A 17,265-nucleotide genomic window follows, 5' to 3' on the forward strand; every position below is an offset into this window, starting at 1 on the left:
ATAACCGACTGCCATTTTATGTAAATAGTATCATTTACAACTAAAAAGAGGTGCATTCGATTACACCTCCGACATCGCTCTATTTTTATAAAACTTTTGCTTTTGAATGATTAGCTTGAACAGGACCCATACCGCGTGGGATTTCAATGTTCTCTCTAGTCTGGGCTCCTAAGGCCTCTGCAATATATTCTGCAGCAATACTAGGATCAAGATTGCCACAAGTATACACATCAATACTTGCATATCCATGCTCTGGGAAGCTATGAATAGTTAAATGTGATTCAGAGATGATGACAACACCACTTACTCCCTGTGGTGCAAATTTATGAAAGGCAACTTCTCTAATCTCAGCACCCGATTTAAGCGCAGCATCTACAAAAATTTGTTCAATTTGATCAAGATCATTTAACTTTTCAAAATCACAACCCCATAGCTCAGAGATAACGTGACGACCCATTGTTTCCATATTCAGTTTCCCCCTTTACTTTAATGAAGATCCCTTTTTCCTTTGGCTTACCACTACCACGGGGGAAAGTTAGTCCTATGAGGTCCTAACCCTTTAAGTAGTAATATTCACCAAACATCAAGAAGTTCACGAGCATTAGTATACTTGGTTTGTTTTTCTTTTGCAACACGGGACTATTAATACAATATTCCAGAAACCCTTAAACTACTGGATTTACGCTGATAATATTTCATATTTTTACCAAGAGCAGAGTTTTTGCTCATCCAAATTTTCACTTTGCCAGTAAATTAGAAAAAGACTAACCTTTTAGGAGGCTTTTCATTTGAAGGATTATATGAATCATTCAAACGAAACATCCTATAAAGTTAGTCTTTTATTATATTCAGTATCTCTTATTTGCGACTAAACATTTACTGTAGTGGACTTTAATAACTTCTGAGCCACATATTTTGTTAAATCAACAACACGGCAGGAATAGCCCCATTCATTATCATACCAAGCCAAAATCTTAACTTTGTTACCGCCAATAACCATAGTGGATAATGCATCAACAATTGAGGAATTCTCATTTGTATAAAAATCAACGGATACTAATGGTTCATTTGTTATGTCTAAAATTCCCTTTAGCTTCGATTTTGAGGCATTAACAAAGGCATAATTAATTTCTTCTGCAGTTACTTCTCTTTTCAAATCAACCACTAAATCTACAAGAGAAACATTTGGGGTTGGAACACGAAGTGCCATCCCGTGAAGCTTTCCTTGTAAATGAGGTAATACTTTGCTTAACGCCTTTGCGGCTCCCGTTGTTGTTGGAATTATTGATTGGCCACATGCACGGGCCCTTCTTAAATCTTTATGTGGATTATCGATATTATTTTGATCATTCGTATAGGCATGTACGGTAGTCATTAGTCCATTCTCAATACCAAATTGCTCATCTAATACCTTAATAACTGGAGCTAAGCAGTTAGTTGTGCACGACGCATTGGAAATAACATCATGTTCTTTAATATCTAATGCGCTTTCATTTACACCCATGACAATCGTCACATCTTCATTTTTTCCTGGAGCTGTAAGGATGACCTTTTGTGCACCAGCTTCTAAGTGTAAAGCAGCCTTATCTCTAGCATTGAATTTTCCAGTCGCTTCAATAACGATGTCAATTCCTAGTTCCCTCCAAGGTAATTCTTGTGGATTACGGTTTTCTAAATGGAGAACCTTTTTTCCATTCACGATAATGGTATTATCCTCAGCTTTCACTTCACCACTAAATTTCCCATGAACGGTGTCATATTTTATTAAATGAGCTAAAGTTTCCACTGGATAGCTCGCATTAATAGCAACTACTTCTAAATTTTCATCAAGAATGGCTTTTCTGAATACCATTCGACCAATTCTCCCAAACCCATTAATCGCAATCTTCGCCTTCATTTTACGGCCCCTTCCGCATAAATGTTATACTTTTTTGCTTAAAGTTACAATTAGTATAACATATTACAACCCGTTTGTGATGAACAAAATGCTTATTTATTAAATTATTGAAAGTAATAAAAAAAGAGAGACATATGCCTCTCTTCATTGGTCTAAAACCTTCCATTCAGTTAAGATTTCAAGTAATTGAGCTTCCGTTTCTTCAATCGTTCCATTATTATTAATCACTTTATCCGCATATTGGATTTTTTCCTTCAAAGGCATCTGAGAATTGATTCTTACCCTTGCCTCTTCTTCAGAAAAATGATTCCGTGCCATTAACCGTTTTAATTGTGTTTCCTCATCCACATATACAAGCAATATTTTTTCGACCATACTAGATAAACGGCTTTCAATTAGTAAAGGAATATCCATAACAATGAGTTTTTCTTCTGCATCTTCAGCCTGTTCTTTTTTAGAAAGCATTCTACTTCGAACAGCAGGATGAACAATACTGTTTAGTTTTAGTCTTTTTTCCGTATCATGAAAGATAATTGACCCCAGCTTTGCCCGATCAATTGAACCATCTGATAAAAGGATATCCTCCCCGAAATTTTCAATGATTTCCCTATACGCTGGCTCCCCTTTTTCAACCGCAAGCCTTGCCTCTAAATCCGCATCAATGATAGGAAACCCCAATTTTTTTAGCATATTGGAAACTGTACTTTTTCCGCTTGCGATCCCACCTGTTAATCCCACGACAATCGACATCAGTTAATTTCCTTTCTCTAGCTAAATTTTCCATATCCCTATTATAATTAATATAATCCCAGGAATAAATGAAAACTTATCTAGCCAGTTACCTCTTGACAATAACCTTCCAGACTTGATCCCAATATAAACAAACAAAGAGCTCATGAAAGCAACTGTTATAGCTAAATAAAGGGGAGAGAATCCAAGCATGGCTGCCCCAATTCCTGCTCCAAAAGCATCCAACGATAAAGCAAATCCTAGCATAATGGCTTCTATGCCTGTAATGGTTCCTGATTGGTCAAAATCAGCTGACATTGGTTTTCTTAAAATTTGAATAACCAAACCCAACGATTGAATTTCAAAATTAACAATTGTTTTTTCAACTGGTAGTTGCTCTTTGTTTCTTTCTGGTCGATAAAGTTGGAACAGAACCCAAGCTCCTATTAGGATGAGGATACAGCCTCCAATACTTTCAGCAACATTTGGAGAAATGACCCTTTGAATAAAGTGCCCCATGGCCATTGCTAGAACTAGAATGATGGCAGAACAACAAGCAATAATGACAATGGATTTAAAAGGAATTTGCATTTTCCTGAGCCCGTAAGTGAATCCAACACTAAAACTGTCAAGACTAACCGCTAAAGCAAGTAGTACAAGTGAAATTGAATATCCCATGGATGGATAAGCTCCTTCCTATCAAACGCTACGATAGTATATGAAGGAGCGAATGCATTGTTAATGAAAAATCAGATGTTTCAATTTATCTCGCCATAACGGGCAATAGAACCCCCAACTCAGGATTCAACGTATGTTAAGAAGTTAGGTGGGGGATCAACTGCCGTAAAGGTCCGATTGGTTCAACTAACCATCAGAGGGGGATGAAGTCGACTAAATACGCCACGTCCTGTAGCAACGACGACACTAGAACATCCTGTGCGTCGAACCCCCTACTGATGGAAGTTTCACTTTATTCATTCATCTAGGTTTTTTTTGACATTTTGGACAAAAAACAGAGCCTCTGCCACCGATTACTTTTCGTTCCATTGGCGTTCCACATGTTTTACAGGGCTCTCCCTTTCGTCCGTAAGCAAATAATTCCAGTTGGAACATGCCCATTTGTCCTTGTGAATTGACATAGGATCTGACCGTACTGCCCCCTTTTTCTACTGCTTCATGAAGGGTGCTTTTTATTTCCTTATATAATCTTGAAATCTCAGCCTTTTTCAATGAGTTCGTGAGTCTTTCAGGATGGATTCCTGAACGAAAAAGCGCTTCATCAACATAGATATTACCAAGACCAACGACTATTTTTTGATCTAATAGTGCAGGTTTAATCATTCGATTAGTCTTTAATAATTTTCTAGAGAAATCTGCTAAAGTGAATTCTCTAGAAAACGGTTCTGGTCCCAATTGAGATAAAGGAAGTTCTTCCATTTCTGTACCCTTTTGAAAAAGATGCATGGTCCCAAACTTTCTTACATCTCTATAGCGTAATTCTGTTCCATCTGTAAAATGGAAAATCACATGTGTATGCTTTTCGATTTCCTCCATATGATCTTTGAGAGCATACTTTCCTTCCATTCTCAAATGGGAAACTAATGCCAAATGATCCGTATAGAAGATTAAAAACTTCCCTCTTCTCCCCATTTTTAGGATCGTTTCCCCGCAGAGGGCATCCTTAAACTGTTCCACCTCTGGATGCTTAATTATTTTCGGCCAATTCACCGTAACCCTTTCAATTTCTTTATTGATGACTAAGACTTCTAATGTTCTACGGATCGTTTCCACCTCTGGAAGCTCTGGCATAGCCAAGACACCTCACAATAATCATTATTTTGCATCGAACCAGGTTGGGCCATATGCATAATCAACCTTTAACGGAACCTTCAATTCAATCGTATTCTCCATTACATCCGGTACAATTACCTTTAATCTCTCGATTTCTTCTTCTGGAGCTTCAAAAATTAACTCATCGTGTACCGACAATAACAGGCGTGCCTGCAATCCCTCTGTAATTAATCGTTGTGCCATATCAACCATAGCCTTTTTAATAATATCTGCCGCACTACCTTGAATAGGGGTATTCATCGCCGTTCTTTCAGCAAAGCTTCTGATGTTAAAGTTTCTACTTGTAATCTCAGGTAAATATCTTCTTCGGTGTAAAAGAGTGGAGACATATCCCTTTTCCTTAGCCTCCTGAACAATATCAGCCATATATTCCTTAACACCAGGATAGCTTTCTAAATACCGATCAATAAAATGGCCAGCTTCTTTACGACTAATTCGGAGGCTTTGTGATAAACCATAATCACTAATACCATACACTATTCCAAAATTAACAGCCTTTGCATGGCGCCTCATATTTGCGGTTACTTCATCCTTTCCAACATGGAACACCTCCATCGCAGTTTTCGTATGAATATCCATGCCTTCCTTAAAGGCCTGGATTAATTTCTTATCATCTGCGATATGGGCAAGGACTCTTAACTCAATCTGAGAGTAGTCAGCAGCGAACATCACCCAATTCTCCTCGGAGGGGATAAAGACCTGACGTATCTTTCTTCCCTCTTCTAAGCGAATAGGAATGTTTTGCAGGTTCGGGTCCGTAGAGCTTAAACGACCTGTTTGTGTTAATGCCTGGTTAAATCTAGTATGAACCTTACCTGTTTTAGGATTCACTACTTTTAATAATCCTTCAATATATGTTGATTGAAGCTTTCCAAGTTGTCTATATTGAAGAATTTCCTTTATGATTTCGTGTTTATTCTCCAGCTTTTCCAAAATATCAGCTGAAGTGGAGTACCCTGTTTTTGTTTTTTTCACCACAGGAAGTCCAAGTTTTTCGAATAAAATCACTCCAAGTTGCTTTGGGGAGTTAATATTAAAAACTTCTCCCGCTAACACATATATTCTGCCCTCGATTTCACTAAGCTTTTGATTAAATTCCTCTCCCATTACACGTAAACGATCGGTGTCAACCTTTACACCCGTTGCTTCCATATCAGCCAGAATTAATGAAAGTGGCATCTCTAAGTCACGAAAAAGCTCATATTGTTGATTATTTTTCAATTCCCCTTCTAGTTTTTGCTTTAAAAAGATAAGAGCTTCAGCCTTTCTCACCAAATGTTCGGCAAGTAACGATTCATCGGGTATATGCCTTTTTGCCCCTTTACCATAAAATGAATCATCCGATTGGACATTTTCAAATCCGTAGCGCTTGGCAATGGCTTCAACATCGTCAACTGCCTCTGCTGGATTGATAATATATGAAGCAATAAGCAAGTCGAAATCTACTCCCTTTAAGTGAATATCATGATTTCGAAGTGCAACCTCCGACCGTTTGGCATCATAAACAGTTTTCCTTTTCGTTTCATCCTCTGCCCATTCCTTAAAGACCTTTGATTGGATTGCTTTTTCTGCAGATATAAAGAATTTCCCATTTTGGTTAACTAGAGAGAATCCAAGGATGTCAGCATAATGATAATTTTCTTCAAGAATTTCCACATAAAATGCGCTTTCCTCCAAAAAGAGCTCATCCGTAATTTCATTTACTATTTCAAATTGGATCTCTTGTAATGGTTTCTCTTCTCGAATCTCAGACTGATCATCCATTTTTGAAAGTAAAGATTGAAAACCCAATTCTTTAAATAAGGCAATTACCTTTTCTTTTTGAAAGCCGCTGTATTCGATTTCATTCAGTTTAACTTCTACTGGGGCTTCTCTCATAATAGTAGCTAATTCCTTACTCATTAGAGCCTGATCCTTAAATTCTTCAATCTTTTCTTTTAACTTTTTGCCACTTACCTTTTCGATGGAGGAAATTAATTCTTCAACGCTCCCAAATTCCTTAAGAAGCTTAATGGCGGTCTTCTCTCCAATTCCAGGAATTCCAGGAATGTTATCAGATGCATCACCCATTAAACCCTTCATATCAATAATTTGCTCCGGTGTTAAACCATATTTCTCCTTTATGTGCAAAGGGGTATATTCTTCAATTTCCGTAATCCCCTTTTTTGTCACACTAACCGTTGTATGCTCTGAACTTAATTGGGTTAAATCTTTATCCCCTGATATCACCTTAACCTCAAATCCCTCTTTTTCAGCATTAAGGGAAAGTGTACCAATAATATCATCTGCTTCATAATTCTCTAACTCATATCTTGAAATACCATAAGAATCTAATAATTCTCTAATTAATGGAAATTGCTCTGAAAGCTCTGGTGGGGTCTTTTGCCTTCCTCCTTTATACTCTGTATAGGTCTTATGACGGAAGGTTGTTTTTCCGGCATCAAAGGCAACCATAATATGTGTTGGTTTTTCATCCTCAAGAATCCTTTGCATCATCATTGTAAAACCATAGACTGCATTCGTATGTATTCCTTTATCGTTATTTAATAATGGTAGAGCAAAAAATGCCCGGTATGCTATCGAATTTCCGTCAATCAATACCAGTTTCTTTTTCAAGAAAAATCCCCCAATCATTGCGTTTTTATGAACGTTCTTATCCTTCTATATATTTTATCACGGGCTTTGTTTAAAGGAAAATCGCTTGCCATCAATCTAAACATGCCACAGCTTAGCTATTGATGTTCTGCTTCGTACAGCTTCCCATTAGAAAAAACGAAAAAGGCAAAAGCCAGTGGCTTCTACCTTTTTCATGGTCTTTGGATGAAGGGGTCTTCACAAATCATTGTACTATCCTTTTGTAAAGAAAAAATGGAGTTATTGTAAAGTTCTAGTAAACTTTTCCAGCCCCTTCATCCATATGGAAATCTCTTATGAATTTCGATGCTAAAACTAGTCCCCTTTCCAATCTCACTTTCAACCATTATGTGCCCTTTATGAGCTTCAACAATATGTTTTACAATAGCTAATCCTAGTCCAGTACCACCAGAATCGCGACTTCTTGCTTTATCTACTCGATAAAATCTCTCAAAAATTCTTGGGATTTCCTCTTTTTTAATCCCTACTCCTGTGTCTCTTACTTGAACGATAACCAGATTTTCAAGAGATTGTATAGAGATGGTAATCTTACCACCTTTTGGAGTATAGGAAACCGCATTAGTAATTAAGTTAATAAACACTTGCTTCATTCGATCATTATCTACTTCTGCTACAACATCATAAACTGGGAGTTGAAGACTCATTTCTATGTTCTTCTCTGATGCTTTTCCCTTAAGAATGGCTATAACTTCTTTCAATAATATCTTCATATTCGTTTTTTGAATAGTAAGTGCGAATCCTTGCTGTTCTACTTTTGATAAATCCAATAAATCTTCAATCAATGACTGCAGTCGATCACTTTCTTTTAAGATAATGTTTAAGAATGTATTCATTGCTTTTTGATCATACATCGCTCCATCTAATAGAGTTTCTGAAAACCCTTTAATGGAAGTAATCGGAGTCTTTAGTTCATGAGAAACATTGGCAACAAAATCCTTTCTCATTTGCTCAAGCTTTTTAAGCTCCGTGATATCGTGAAAAACTAATAATATTCCCTTCCACACATCATTTGTCCCAATGATTGGAACACCATATATTTCAAAATGTCTTCTTTCTATAGAAAGTGAGAGGTGCAGTTGTTTTTTTACCTTTTGCTCTGTTATAAAAATTTCCTCGATAATCTTTATTATTTCCTCTTGTTTAAGAGCCTCATAATAACGTTTATATAAATAATCGGTTGTTCTTATATGAAATATTTCTTTAAATGCACGATTAAATAAGATAATATATCCTCTACTATCTATCAACAACAACCCACTACCAATGTTTTCAATCAAGGTACCTAATCTGTCTCTTTGGATATCATGGACCTTTATCATTTCCTCAAGATTATTCGCTAAAATATTAATAGATTGACTTAACAACCCTGTTTCCTTATTTCCATCTTCACTAACCCTTGCACGGTAATTCCCTTTTGATAACTCCATTGCAACATTCGTTGCAGATTCAATAGGCTTCGTATATCGCTTGGTAATCTGAAACCCTAGCATGATGATAATTACCAGAGCAAAACTTAAACTAACAGACAATATCCACCAAATTTGTTTATAGGCATTTTTGATTTCAGTAAGGGTTGTACTAAGAAATACGTAACCATCTAACGTTCCGTTATATGAAATCTTACTCCAATAATAGTGGATTTCCCTTTTTCCACCTATATCAAAGTCATCGGTCTCTTTATATTCCCCTAATAATAATCCATTAATAATTTCTTGATTTCGTTCCTTTGTGATGTTATTCATTCCATCACTATCATACATAATCTGACCATTTTTATTAACAACTGAAATTCTTGCATCTAAGGTTTCACTTAAATGATTTAATTTTGTAGGATTGATTTGCTCTATCCCTTTTTGATCGGCTAAATAGGTTGAAATAAAATGAGTTTCCTTATTTAATCGTTCATCAAAGGATTTTCGGTAATTTTCCTTAAATAACTGTCCTAATACCATTCCTAAACCTATTAGAACAGTAACCCTCTCTGTTAGGATAGTTGTCGTACGATACTTTAGTGTTATAGTTAAATAAATAACACGGAGGTCGTTCGATATGACTGAAAAAAATGGAGCACGGTATTCCCAAGAACAAAAAGAAGCTATTATCAAACGCATGATGCCCCCAAATAATGAATCTGTGTCTAGAATTTCAAAAGAAGTTGGTATTTCAGATGTGACATTATATAAATGGCGTAGAGCAGCACGTGCAGCTGGAGTGGCAACACCTGGCAATGGACAAACAAGCGATAATTGGAATAGCCAAGATAAGTTCTTAATCGTGATGGAGACGTTCGCGATGAACGAATCGGAGCTTGCCGAGTATTGTCGTAAGAAAGGTTTGTATCGTGAGCAGATTGAAGCATGGAAAAATGTGTGCCTTCAGGCAAACGGTCAGGTATTCGACCAAGCCAAACAGTTGAATGGCGCATTGAAGGAAGAACAGAAGCGTGCCAAGCAATTAGAAAAGGAGCTACAAAAGAAAGAAAAGGCACTAGCCGAAGCTGCAGCGTTATTACTTTTGCGAAAAAAGGCCCAAGCGATTTGGGGGGACGACGAGGAAGAATGATTAGCCCGTCAAATCGCGCATTAGCAGTTGAACTAATCCAAGAAGCCAATCAAAACGGTGCGCGATTAGCGAAGGCTTGTGAGGAACTTCATATCAGCGTACGGACATACGAGCGCTGGGTAGTAGAGGGTGGAGTGAAGGTCGATCAGCGCCCATTTGCGAAAAGACCAGTACCGAAAAACAAGTTGTCTGAAGAAGAAAAAGAGGGAATTCTGACAGTTGTCAAACAAGAGGAATACGTCGATTTACCACCTACACAGATTGTCCCAAAGCTTGCAGACAAAGGAACTTACATTGCTTCAGAATCCACGTTTTATCGTGTGTTACGTGAAGAAAAAATGCAACACTATCGCGGTCGTAGTCAAAAGCCTGAAAGAAGAATCCCTGAGAGTCATCTAGCAACAGCACCAAATCAAGTGTGGACATGGGATATTACATGGCTTGGTGGACCGGTGAAAGGTTTGTTTTATCGACTCTATTTAATTCTTGATTTATTTAGTAGAAAAGCAGTTGGCTGGGAAGTTTGGGAAACAGAAGAGGCAAAACACGCTGAAACGCTTGTGAAAAAGGCGGTTATCAATGAAAAAATCCAAGGTGCACCACTCGTATTGCATTCAGATAATGGTAGCCCTATGAAAGCCGAGACATTCCTAAGTTTACTAGAGAAATTGGGCATTCAAAGTTCCTTTTCAAGACCACGTGTGAGTAATGATAATCCTTACTCAGAAGCGATGTTCCGGACACTCAAATATCGACCGGATTTTCCGCACAAAGGTTTTGCATCACTCGGAGAAGCAAGAAAATGGGCACAGCAATTTGTCCATTGGTACAACGAGATTCACCTGCATAGTGGGCTAAATTTTGTGACACCTGTACAGTGCCATACCGGAGCACATTTAGCCATATTGGAAAGGCGAAAAAACGTATACGAAGCAGCGAAGGCTAAACATCCAGAACGTTGGTCAAGAAGCACAAGAAATTGGGCACCGAATGAGAAAGTAGCACTCAATCCAATACGAGATGAGAGTCAAACCGGAGCATTGAGGAAATCATAATATTCCCCATTTTCCTGGTGATTTGAATCGAAAGCACGCTTTTCCTTTCGATTCAAATCACCAGGTCAGCAAGCGCAGCGCGGTAGCCTTGACTAAGCTAGGGCATTGAGAAAATTCTATTAAAATACTAAAGTAGCTAAATGCGACAACTATATTGACAAACACCGGTAATGATTAAGGTAATTAAAGTTAAGAGGAGCCTTTTACGAAAGTGTGTCATTCTTTTTTGGGCACCTCAAGCTTATAACCTAAACCTCGAATGGTCTTAATATAATCAGGCTTTTTTGTATTTTGTTCAATTTTTTCCCGGAGATGACTAATGTGTACATCTACAATTCGGGTATCGCCAGCGAAATCATAATTCCAAACCGCACTTAATAACTGGTCCCTTGTTAATACCCGCCCAACATTCCTTGCTAAATATAATAATAACTCGAACTCCTTCGGTGTAAGTTCTAGTAAATTTGATTGAAAATAGGCCTCATATTGGTCCGAAAAGATTTTTAACTCACCCAACTCAATGAAATCAGCGTCTTCAATATTTTGTTCCTTATAGCTATCTTGAATTTGCGTTCTTCTCAAAATTGCTTTTACCCTTGCGATGACCTCACGAGGACTGAAGGGCTTTGTCATATAGTCATCTGCTCCTAATTCTAATCCAAGAACCTTATCAAATTCATCATCCTTTGCTGTCAGCATAAGGATAGGAATCTGTACTTTTTGTTGTCGTAATTGTTTACAAACTTCGATTCCATCTAAAATTGGTAGCATTAAATCCAATATGATAATATCAGGATTTTCAGATAAAGCGAGGTTTTTTCCCTCTTCCCCATTGAATGCCGTAATGACTTTAAATCCTGCCTGCTCAAGGTTGTATTGGAGTAAAAAAACGATAGACTGTTCATCATCTACAACAAGTACCTTCTTTGCCATAAAAATCCTCCATCAAATAGATTCCCCAAATTTCCAAAGTACCTAATCTCATTATAATATATAGTTTCTCAATAAAGGGGAATTTTCTACTCTGTTGTACTTGTAGAATGATTAAAACGGCCTATTTTAACCTTATGTATACTATTACGGACTTTTAAAAATTTTCTAGCACCTTACCTTCCATCTTTTCTAAGCGATATGGTGGACAAACGATAAGTGAACCAATAATCACAATTTCGTCTTTTTCATTTGTTACCTGAACATATAATTCAAGTGTATGATTGGTCTTGTCTACTGAGATTATTTCAAAGAGTAGTTGGATGGTTTCATAATGATATACAGGTCTAGGAAATTCGAGGCTTTGTTTCAAGATATTACTACCTGGACCAGGTAAATATTTTGAAATAGCAGAGGTGATGATTCCGGTCAACATACTTGTAGGAACAATGGGTCTTTTATATGGGGTTTGCGAGGCATAATCATGCTGAATAAATAATGGATTCGCATCGTCGGTTAAACCTAGATATAACAAAATATCCTTATCCATTATTTTTTCACTTAAAGTTAGTTTTTCACCTTTTGAAATATCATCAATCATTCTTCCATTCTTTGCTCTTTTTTTTAACATTGAACGACCTCCAATTGATTGTAATCTAGTTAAAAATACAAGGTTATTTCAAAATTCAATTTGATAACTAACGTATTTTTTTCCTTTTATGTAAATTTTTCCTATTTATATTTTAACATAGATCATGTTCGGTATCCAAAGAAAACAAAAAAGCTTGAGGACATTTATCTCCCCAAGCATTCTTTAAAAAATTAGGATAAAACAGCCATTAAATTACGTACAGATTCAGCAGATTGTTTTAATGCTGCCTTTTCATCCTCAGTAAGCTCTAATTCTATTACTTTTTCAATACCGTTTGCCCCTAAAATAGTTGGTACTCCTAAATAGATTCCATCAAAACCATATTCCCCTTCAAGATAGGCGATAGAAGGAAGAACACGACGTTGGTCTTTAAGAATCGCTTCACACATTTCCACTAGTGAAGCAGCAGGTGCATAATATGCACTACCGTTTCCTAGAAGGTTAACGATTTCTCCGCCACCCTTTCGAGTACGTTCAACAATTGCTTCAATGCGATCTTTTGGAATTAATGTTTCAAGTGGGATTCCACCTGCAAAGGAGTAACGTACGAGTGGAACCATGTCATCTCCATGTCCTCCTAAAACGAATCCAGTAACATCTTTAACAGACAGATTCAACTCTTGAGCAACGAATGTACGAAAACGCGCTGTATCAAGTACACCGGATTGTCCGATTACACGATTTTTAGGGAATCCAGTTTCTTTGAACACAGTGTAAGTCATAGCATCGACAGGATTGGTTAACACAATAATGTAGCAGTTCGGTGAATATTTAACAATTTCTCTCGCTACACTTTTCATGATCTTTTGGTTTGTTTGTACCAAGTCATCACGGCTCATTCCTGGCTTTCGGGCAATACCAGCTGTAATAACGACAATATCAGAATCCCTTGTATCCTCATAATTGGAAGTACCCAATATATTTGCATCAAATCCTTGAACTGGACTAGCTTCAAGCATATCTAATGCCTTCCCCTTTGTGGGATTTTCCATTTGAGGGATATCAATTAATACAACATCAGCAAGTTCCTTTTGTGCCAATAAGAAAGCTGTGGTTGCCCCAGTAAACCCTCCACCAATCACAGATACCTTTTTACGATTTAATGACATTTTAAGGTCCCCCTTTGATTCGTATGCAATTGAAAAGGAGTAAGAGCTATTCTCTAAATTTGAGAACAGCTTTACAGCCATTAATCCATGTTCTTAATTAATTCATCCCCAAATTCTGAACACTTCACTTCAGTTGCGCCATCCATTAATCGAGCAAAGTCATATGTTACAACCTTGGAATCAATTGTTTTCTCCATAGATTTTATGATTAAGTTAGCTGCTTCATTCCATCCTAAATGTTCAAGCATTAAAACTCCAGAAAGAATAACAGATGAAGGGTTCACTTTATCTAGTCCTGCATATTTTGGTGCAGTACCATGAGTTGCTTCAAAGATCGCATGGCCAGTTTCATAGTTGATATTGGCACCCGGTGCAATACCGATACCTCCAACCTGAGCAGCTAATGCATCTGAAATGAAATCTCCATTTAAGTTCATTGTTGCTACGACATCAAACTCACGTGGACGTGTAAGAATTTGTTGTAAGAAGATATCTGCAATGGCATCCTTAACGATAATTTTTCCTGCTGCTTCAGCTTCTGCCTGTGCTTTATTTGCCTCTTCTACTCCTTGTTCATCCTTTATACGATCATATTGGGCCCAAGTAAATACTTGGTCACCAAACTCTGCCTCGGCTAGTTCATAGCCCCAATTTTTGAACGCGCCTTCGGTGTATTTCATAATATTTCCTTTATGTACAATCGTAACTGATTTACGTCCTTCTTTAATTGCATAATTAATGGCAGCACGAACTAAGCGGCTAGTACCTTCTTTTGAAATTGGTTTAATTCCAAGACCAGAAGTCTCTGGGAAGCGAATCTTAGTCACACCTAATTCATTTTGCAGGAAGTTTAGTAGCTTTTTAGCTTCTTCTGTTCCTTGTGCATATTCAATTCCAGAATAAATATCTTCCGTGTTTTCGCGGAAAATAACCATATCTGTATCCTGTGGACGTTTTACTGGGGAAGGTACTCCTTCAAACCAACGGACAGGACGTAAGCATACAAATAAATCTAACTCTTGACGTAATGCTACGTTTAATGAGCGAATTCCGCCACCGACTGGAGTGGTTAATGGACCTTTTATTGCAATCAAGTACTCATTGATTACATCTAGTGTTTCTGCAGGGAGCCATTCGCCAGTTTGATTGAAGGCTTTTTCTCCTGCAAGAACTTCCTTCCATACAATTTTACGTTCGCCTTTATAGGCCTTTTCTACAGCTGCATCTAATACTCTGTAAGAAGCTGCCCAAATATCTGGGCCAGTCCCGTCACCCTCGATAAAAGGGATCACTGGATTGTTTGGTACATTTAATACCCCGTTTTTAACCGTGATTTTTTCACCTTGCATAGTTTTTCTCCCTCCAAAATAGAAAAGTTTGAACACTTTTTGTCAATTTCTATCATATCCCTTGTTTCACATAAAGAAAAGACAAAGTGTTTAGACTTTTCATCATAATTCAAAGGTTAGAAAGCTGGAGCCTCTAACCTTTACCCTAATTTCTCTTTTACAGCTTTTTTACTAATTATGTAACAGCTGTTTTTCTATTTTTATATATTGTTAAAAGAAGCACTTTTCGAGATTTACTCGCAAGTGCTCTTTAACTAGCAATGAAGAATTAGCCTCTTTGAATAATCGGAATGTATTTTTGCATTCCAGGTCCAGTATAGTCAGCACGTGGACGGATCAGACGGTTATTATCATATTGTTCTAGAATATGAGCTAACCATCCTGACATACGGCTAACTGCAAAAATTGGTGTGAATAAATCATGATCAATACCTAAACTATGATACACAGATGCTGAATAAAAATCTACATTTGGTGGTAAATTCTTTTCCCCAGTTACAATTTCTTCAATTCTAGTTGACATCTCATACCACTGAGGTTCACCTGTAAGATTAGTAAGCTTTTCAGACATAATCTTTAAATGTTTGGCTCGTGGATCACCATTACGATAAACACGATGTCCAAAGCCCATAATTTTTTCTTTATTATTTAGCTTTTCACGAATATATGGCTCGGTATTTTCGAGAGAACCGATTTCTGAAAGCATCTTCATAACTGCTTCATTAGCCCCACCATGAAGTGGTCCTTTTAATGCTCCAATAGCTGCAGTAATGCCTGAATATATATCAGATAAAGTAGCCACACAAACACGAGCAGTAAAGGTTGACGCATTCAATTCATGATCCGCATGAAGAACGAGTGCTTTATTAAATGCTTCTATTGCAATATCCTTTGGTTCTTCACCTGTTAACATATAGAGGAAATTTGCAGCGAAGCTTAAATCTTTTCTTGGAGCAACTGGCTCTAATCCTTTTCTAATTCTTGCGAATGCGGTTACAATGGTAGGAATTTTTGCTTGTAGACGAATGGCTTTACGGTAGTTTGCTTTAGGGTCCATTTTATCAGCTTCATCATCGTATAAGCCAAGCAATGAGACTGCGGTGCGAAGTGCTGCCATTGGATGAACGTTATTGATAGGATACATTGTAAAATGATCTAATACTTCTTTTGGTAAGTCAGCATTTTCTGCTAATTGGTGCTTTAATTCCTCTAACTCAGACACTGTTGGGAGTGCTCTGTGCCATAAAAGGTAGATAACCTCTTCAAAACTAGCATTTACTGCTAAATCGTCGATGTCATACCCAACATAAGTTAAAGTATCATCAATAATAGAGCTAATGGAGGAAGTTGTTGCTACAACCCCTTCAAGTCCACGTGTAACTGTCATAATTCATTCTCCTTTACTATAAAAATTTCCCCTTGCCCTTTTGTCATTGTTCTTATGGTGCTAATGGTTTTCTCCTAAATATAAGCGAAAAATTGGACCATCCCATGCCCAACATAGCACTATCTAAGCCCTTCTATATTAATAAGATCCAAACATTTAGATCATATTAAAGAAAATGCTTACATTTCTCTCTAATTTAAATAATATATTTATAGTGTATATATCGAAATGCGCAAATTCCACACTTGGGCTGCGCTACAAGTTTTATTATAAACAATTATCAGATTTTTGTGAATGGGAAAGCTCAAATTATGTAAAAATATTATTTTTTTAGAAAACTATATCTTTTTCTATTTAAAGAATTAAAGGAGTAGCAATATTAAAAGCTACTCCTTTAGTCCATTGGTGAATACACCTATATTATTGAGGAAGAATCATTATTTTCCCCACCTTGATTTATACCTAATGGAACCATTCAAATACCTTCATTGCCAAATATGCAATTCCAGCACCAATTAATGGGCCAACAGCAACTCCCTTAAAAAGAGCAACAGCAATGATCGTCCCAAGGACAAGAGCTGTTGTAATATGAGGGTCTTCGGCTAATAATGATACCCCCCCTTTTGCGAGCATAGCCACAGCTATCCCAGAAACTAATGCAATCCATGCATAAGGGGATTTAAATGCACCTGATAAATCCCTAAAACCTATTTCACCAGCTGCAATAGGAGCTAAAACGGCAATGGTAATAACTGTAACTCCCCAATTAATGCCCCTAGATTGAATAAAGGAAAATATTTTTGAATCCAATCCTATTATTTTTAGCAATAATAAAAACCCCACAGCAACCATAAGTGAATTATTTTTAGATAAGAAGCCCATTATTAATAAGAGCAAAAGAAAAATATATGGTCCAAATGGCAATGGAATCCTTCCCTTCATTAAGATGTCTTCTATCCCCTTTCTATAGACGATAAAAAGATTCTTGAACCATTTTCATTTTAATATAGAATGTTCCAAAGCAGATACATGTGTCATATTATTCAAGAAATGGCTATGTTAATATATTTTTGAAAAACAAAGTAGTCA

Annotated in this window: 14 protein-coding genes; 1 reads left to right on the plus strand and 13 read right to left on the minus strand. The window is 37.0% G+C overall.

Annotated features, from left to right (window positions below):
- Positions 1-85 precede the first annotated feature (85 nt).
- From speD to pnpS, 7 genes are all read right to left on the minus strand, one after another.
- Positions 86-466 carry an adenosylmethionine decarboxylase gene (gene speD / locus BQ6100_RS15745; RefSeq protein ID WP_075982532.1) on the minus strand — a complete coding sequence of 127 codons (381 nt, stop codon included), beginning with the start codon at positions 464-466 and terminating at the stop codon, positions 86-88.
- 402 nt (positions 467-868) lie between these two features.
- On the minus strand, positions 869-1,897 hold the full coding sequence (locus BQ6100_RS15750) for a glyceraldehyde-3-phosphate dehydrogenase (RefSeq protein ID WP_075982533.1): 1,029 nt from the start codon (positions 1,895-1,897) through the stop codon (positions 869-871).
- 144 nt (positions 1,898-2,041) lie between these two features.
- The gene (gene coaE, locus BQ6100_RS15755) at positions 2,042-2,647 is read right to left on the minus strand and encodes a dephospho-CoA kinase (RefSeq protein ID WP_075982534.1); all 606 of its coding nucleotides are present in this window, start codon (positions 2,645-2,647) and stop codon (positions 2,042-2,044) included.
- A 21-nt stretch (positions 2,648-2,668) separates the two neighbouring features.
- Positions 2,669-3,304 carry a sporulation membrane protein YtaF gene (gene ytaF, locus BQ6100_RS15760; RefSeq protein WP_075982535.1) on the minus strand — a complete coding sequence of 212 codons (636 nt, stop codon included), beginning with the start codon at positions 3,302-3,304 and terminating at the stop codon, positions 2,669-2,671.
- A gap of 300 nt (positions 3,305-3,604) precedes the next feature.
- A complete protein-coding gene (gene mutM / locus BQ6100_RS15765) occupies positions 3,605-4,435 on the minus strand; it encodes a DNA-formamidopyrimidine glycosylase (RefSeq protein WP_075982536.1) in 831 nt (276 codons plus the stop codon).
- Positions 4,436-4,459: 24 nt separating this feature from the next.
- Positions 4,460-7,093 carry a DNA polymerase I gene (gene polA / locus BQ6100_RS15770; RefSeq protein ID WP_075982537.1) on the minus strand — a complete coding sequence of 878 codons (2,634 nt, stop codon included), beginning with the start codon at positions 7,091-7,093 and terminating at the stop codon, positions 4,460-4,462.
- A 293-nt stretch (positions 7,094-7,386) separates the two neighbouring features.
- Positions 7,387-9,084 (minus strand): two-component system histidine kinase PnpS, encoded by a 1,698-nt coding sequence (pnpS, locus tag BQ6100_RS15775; protein ID WP_235816535.1) that lies wholly within the window; start codon positions 9,082-9,084, stop codon positions 7,387-7,389.
- Between the two features lie 97 nt (positions 9,085-9,181).
- Between pnpS and BQ6100_RS15785 the strand changes: the two genes are divergently transcribed.
- Positions 9,182-10,749 (plus strand): IS3 family transposase gene (locus BQ6100_RS15785; RefSeq protein WP_390622395.1). Its coding sequence is split into 2 segments (ribosomal slippage): positions 9,182-9,665 and positions 9,665-10,749, totalling 1,569 coding nucleotides; the frame shifts between segments, so codons are not numbered across the junction.
- Positions 10,750-10,965: 216 nt separating this feature from the next.
- Here the strand turns inward: BQ6100_RS15785 and BQ6100_RS15790 are convergent.
- The 6 genes from BQ6100_RS15790 to BQ6100_RS15815 form a co-directional block, all read right to left on the minus strand.
- The gene (locus BQ6100_RS15790) at positions 10,966-11,682 is read right to left on the minus strand and encodes a response regulator transcription factor (protein ID WP_075982538.1); all 717 of its coding nucleotides are present in this window, start codon (positions 11,680-11,682) and stop codon (positions 10,966-10,968) included.
- 154 nt (positions 11,683-11,836) lie between these two features.
- The gene (locus BQ6100_RS15795; protein WP_075982539.1) at positions 11,837-12,310 is read right to left on the minus strand and encodes a MaoC/PaaZ C-terminal domain-containing protein; all 474 of its coding nucleotides are present in this window, start codon (positions 12,308-12,310) and stop codon (positions 11,837-11,839) included.
- 191 nt (positions 12,311-12,501) lie between these two features.
- On the minus strand, positions 12,502-13,440 hold the full coding sequence (gene mdh, locus BQ6100_RS15800) for a malate dehydrogenase (protein ID WP_075982540.1): 939 nt from the start codon (positions 13,438-13,440) through the stop codon (positions 12,502-12,504).
- An 80-nt stretch (positions 13,441-13,520) separates the two neighbouring features.
- On the minus strand, positions 13,521-14,789 hold the full coding sequence (gene icd, locus BQ6100_RS15805) for an NADP-dependent isocitrate dehydrogenase (protein ID WP_075982541.1): 1,269 nt from the start codon (positions 14,787-14,789) through the stop codon (positions 13,521-13,523).
- Positions 14,790-15,057: 268 nt separating this feature from the next.
- Positions 15,058-16,176 (minus strand): citrate synthase, encoded by a 1,119-nt coding sequence (citZ, locus tag BQ6100_RS15810; protein ID WP_075982542.1) that lies wholly within the window; start codon positions 16,174-16,176, stop codon positions 15,058-15,060.
- 462 nt (positions 16,177-16,638) lie between these two features.
- A complete protein-coding gene (locus BQ6100_RS15815; protein WP_075982543.1) occupies positions 16,639-17,118 on the minus strand; it encodes a DUF441 domain-containing protein in 480 nt (159 codons plus the stop codon).
- Positions 17,119-17,265: the final 147 nt, after the last annotated feature.

The sequence above is a fragment of the Bacillus massilinigeriensis genome (assembly GCF_900117315.1).
Classification (GTDB): Bacteria; Bacillota; Bacilli; order Bacillales; family Cytobacillaceae; genus Bacillus_BE; species Bacillus_BE massilionigeriensis.

Coding starts and splice junctions, on each gene's coding strand:
- speD (WP_075982532.1), bottom strand. CDS start 466: ATGGAAACAATGGGTCGTCACGTTATCTCTGAGCTATGGGGTTGTGAT.
- BQ6100_RS15750 (WP_075982533.1), bottom strand. CDS start 1,897: ATGAAGGCGAAGATTGCGATTAATGGGTTTGGGAGAATTGGTCGAATG.
- coaE (WP_075982534.1), bottom strand. CDS start 2,647: ATGTCGATTGTCGTGGGATTAACAGGTGGGATCGCAAGCGGAAAAAGT.
- ytaF (WP_075982535.1), bottom strand. CDS start 3,304: ATGGGATATTCAATTTCACTTGTACTACTTGCTTTAGCGGTTAGTCTT.
- mutM (WP_075982536.1), bottom strand. CDS start 4,435: ATGCCAGAGCTTCCAGAGGTGGAAACGATCCGTAGAACATTAGAAGTC.
- pnpS (WP_235816535.1), bottom strand. CDS start 9,084: ATGGTATTAGGACAGTTATTTAAGGAAAATTACCGAAAATCCTTTGAT.
- BQ6100_RS15790 (WP_075982538.1), bottom strand. CDS start 11,682: ATGGCAAAGAAGGTACTTGTTGTAGATGATGAACAGTCTATCGTTTTT.
- BQ6100_RS15795 (WP_075982539.1), bottom strand. CDS start 12,310: ATGTTAAAAAAAAGAGCAAAGAATGGAAGAATGATTGATGATATTTCA.
- mdh (WP_075982540.1), bottom strand. CDS start 13,440: ATGTCATTAAATCGTAAAAAGGTATCTGTGATTGGTGGAGGGTTTACT.
- icd (WP_075982541.1), bottom strand. CDS start 14,789: ATGCAAGGTGAAAAAATCACGGTTAAAAACGGGGTATTAAATGTACCA.
- citZ (WP_075982542.1), bottom strand. CDS start 16,176: ATGACAGTTACACGTGGACTTGAAGGGGTTGTAGCAACAACTTCCTCC.
- BQ6100_RS15815 (WP_075982543.1), bottom strand. CDS start 17,118: ATGAAGGGAAGGATTCCATTGCCATTTGGACCATATATTTTTCTTTTG.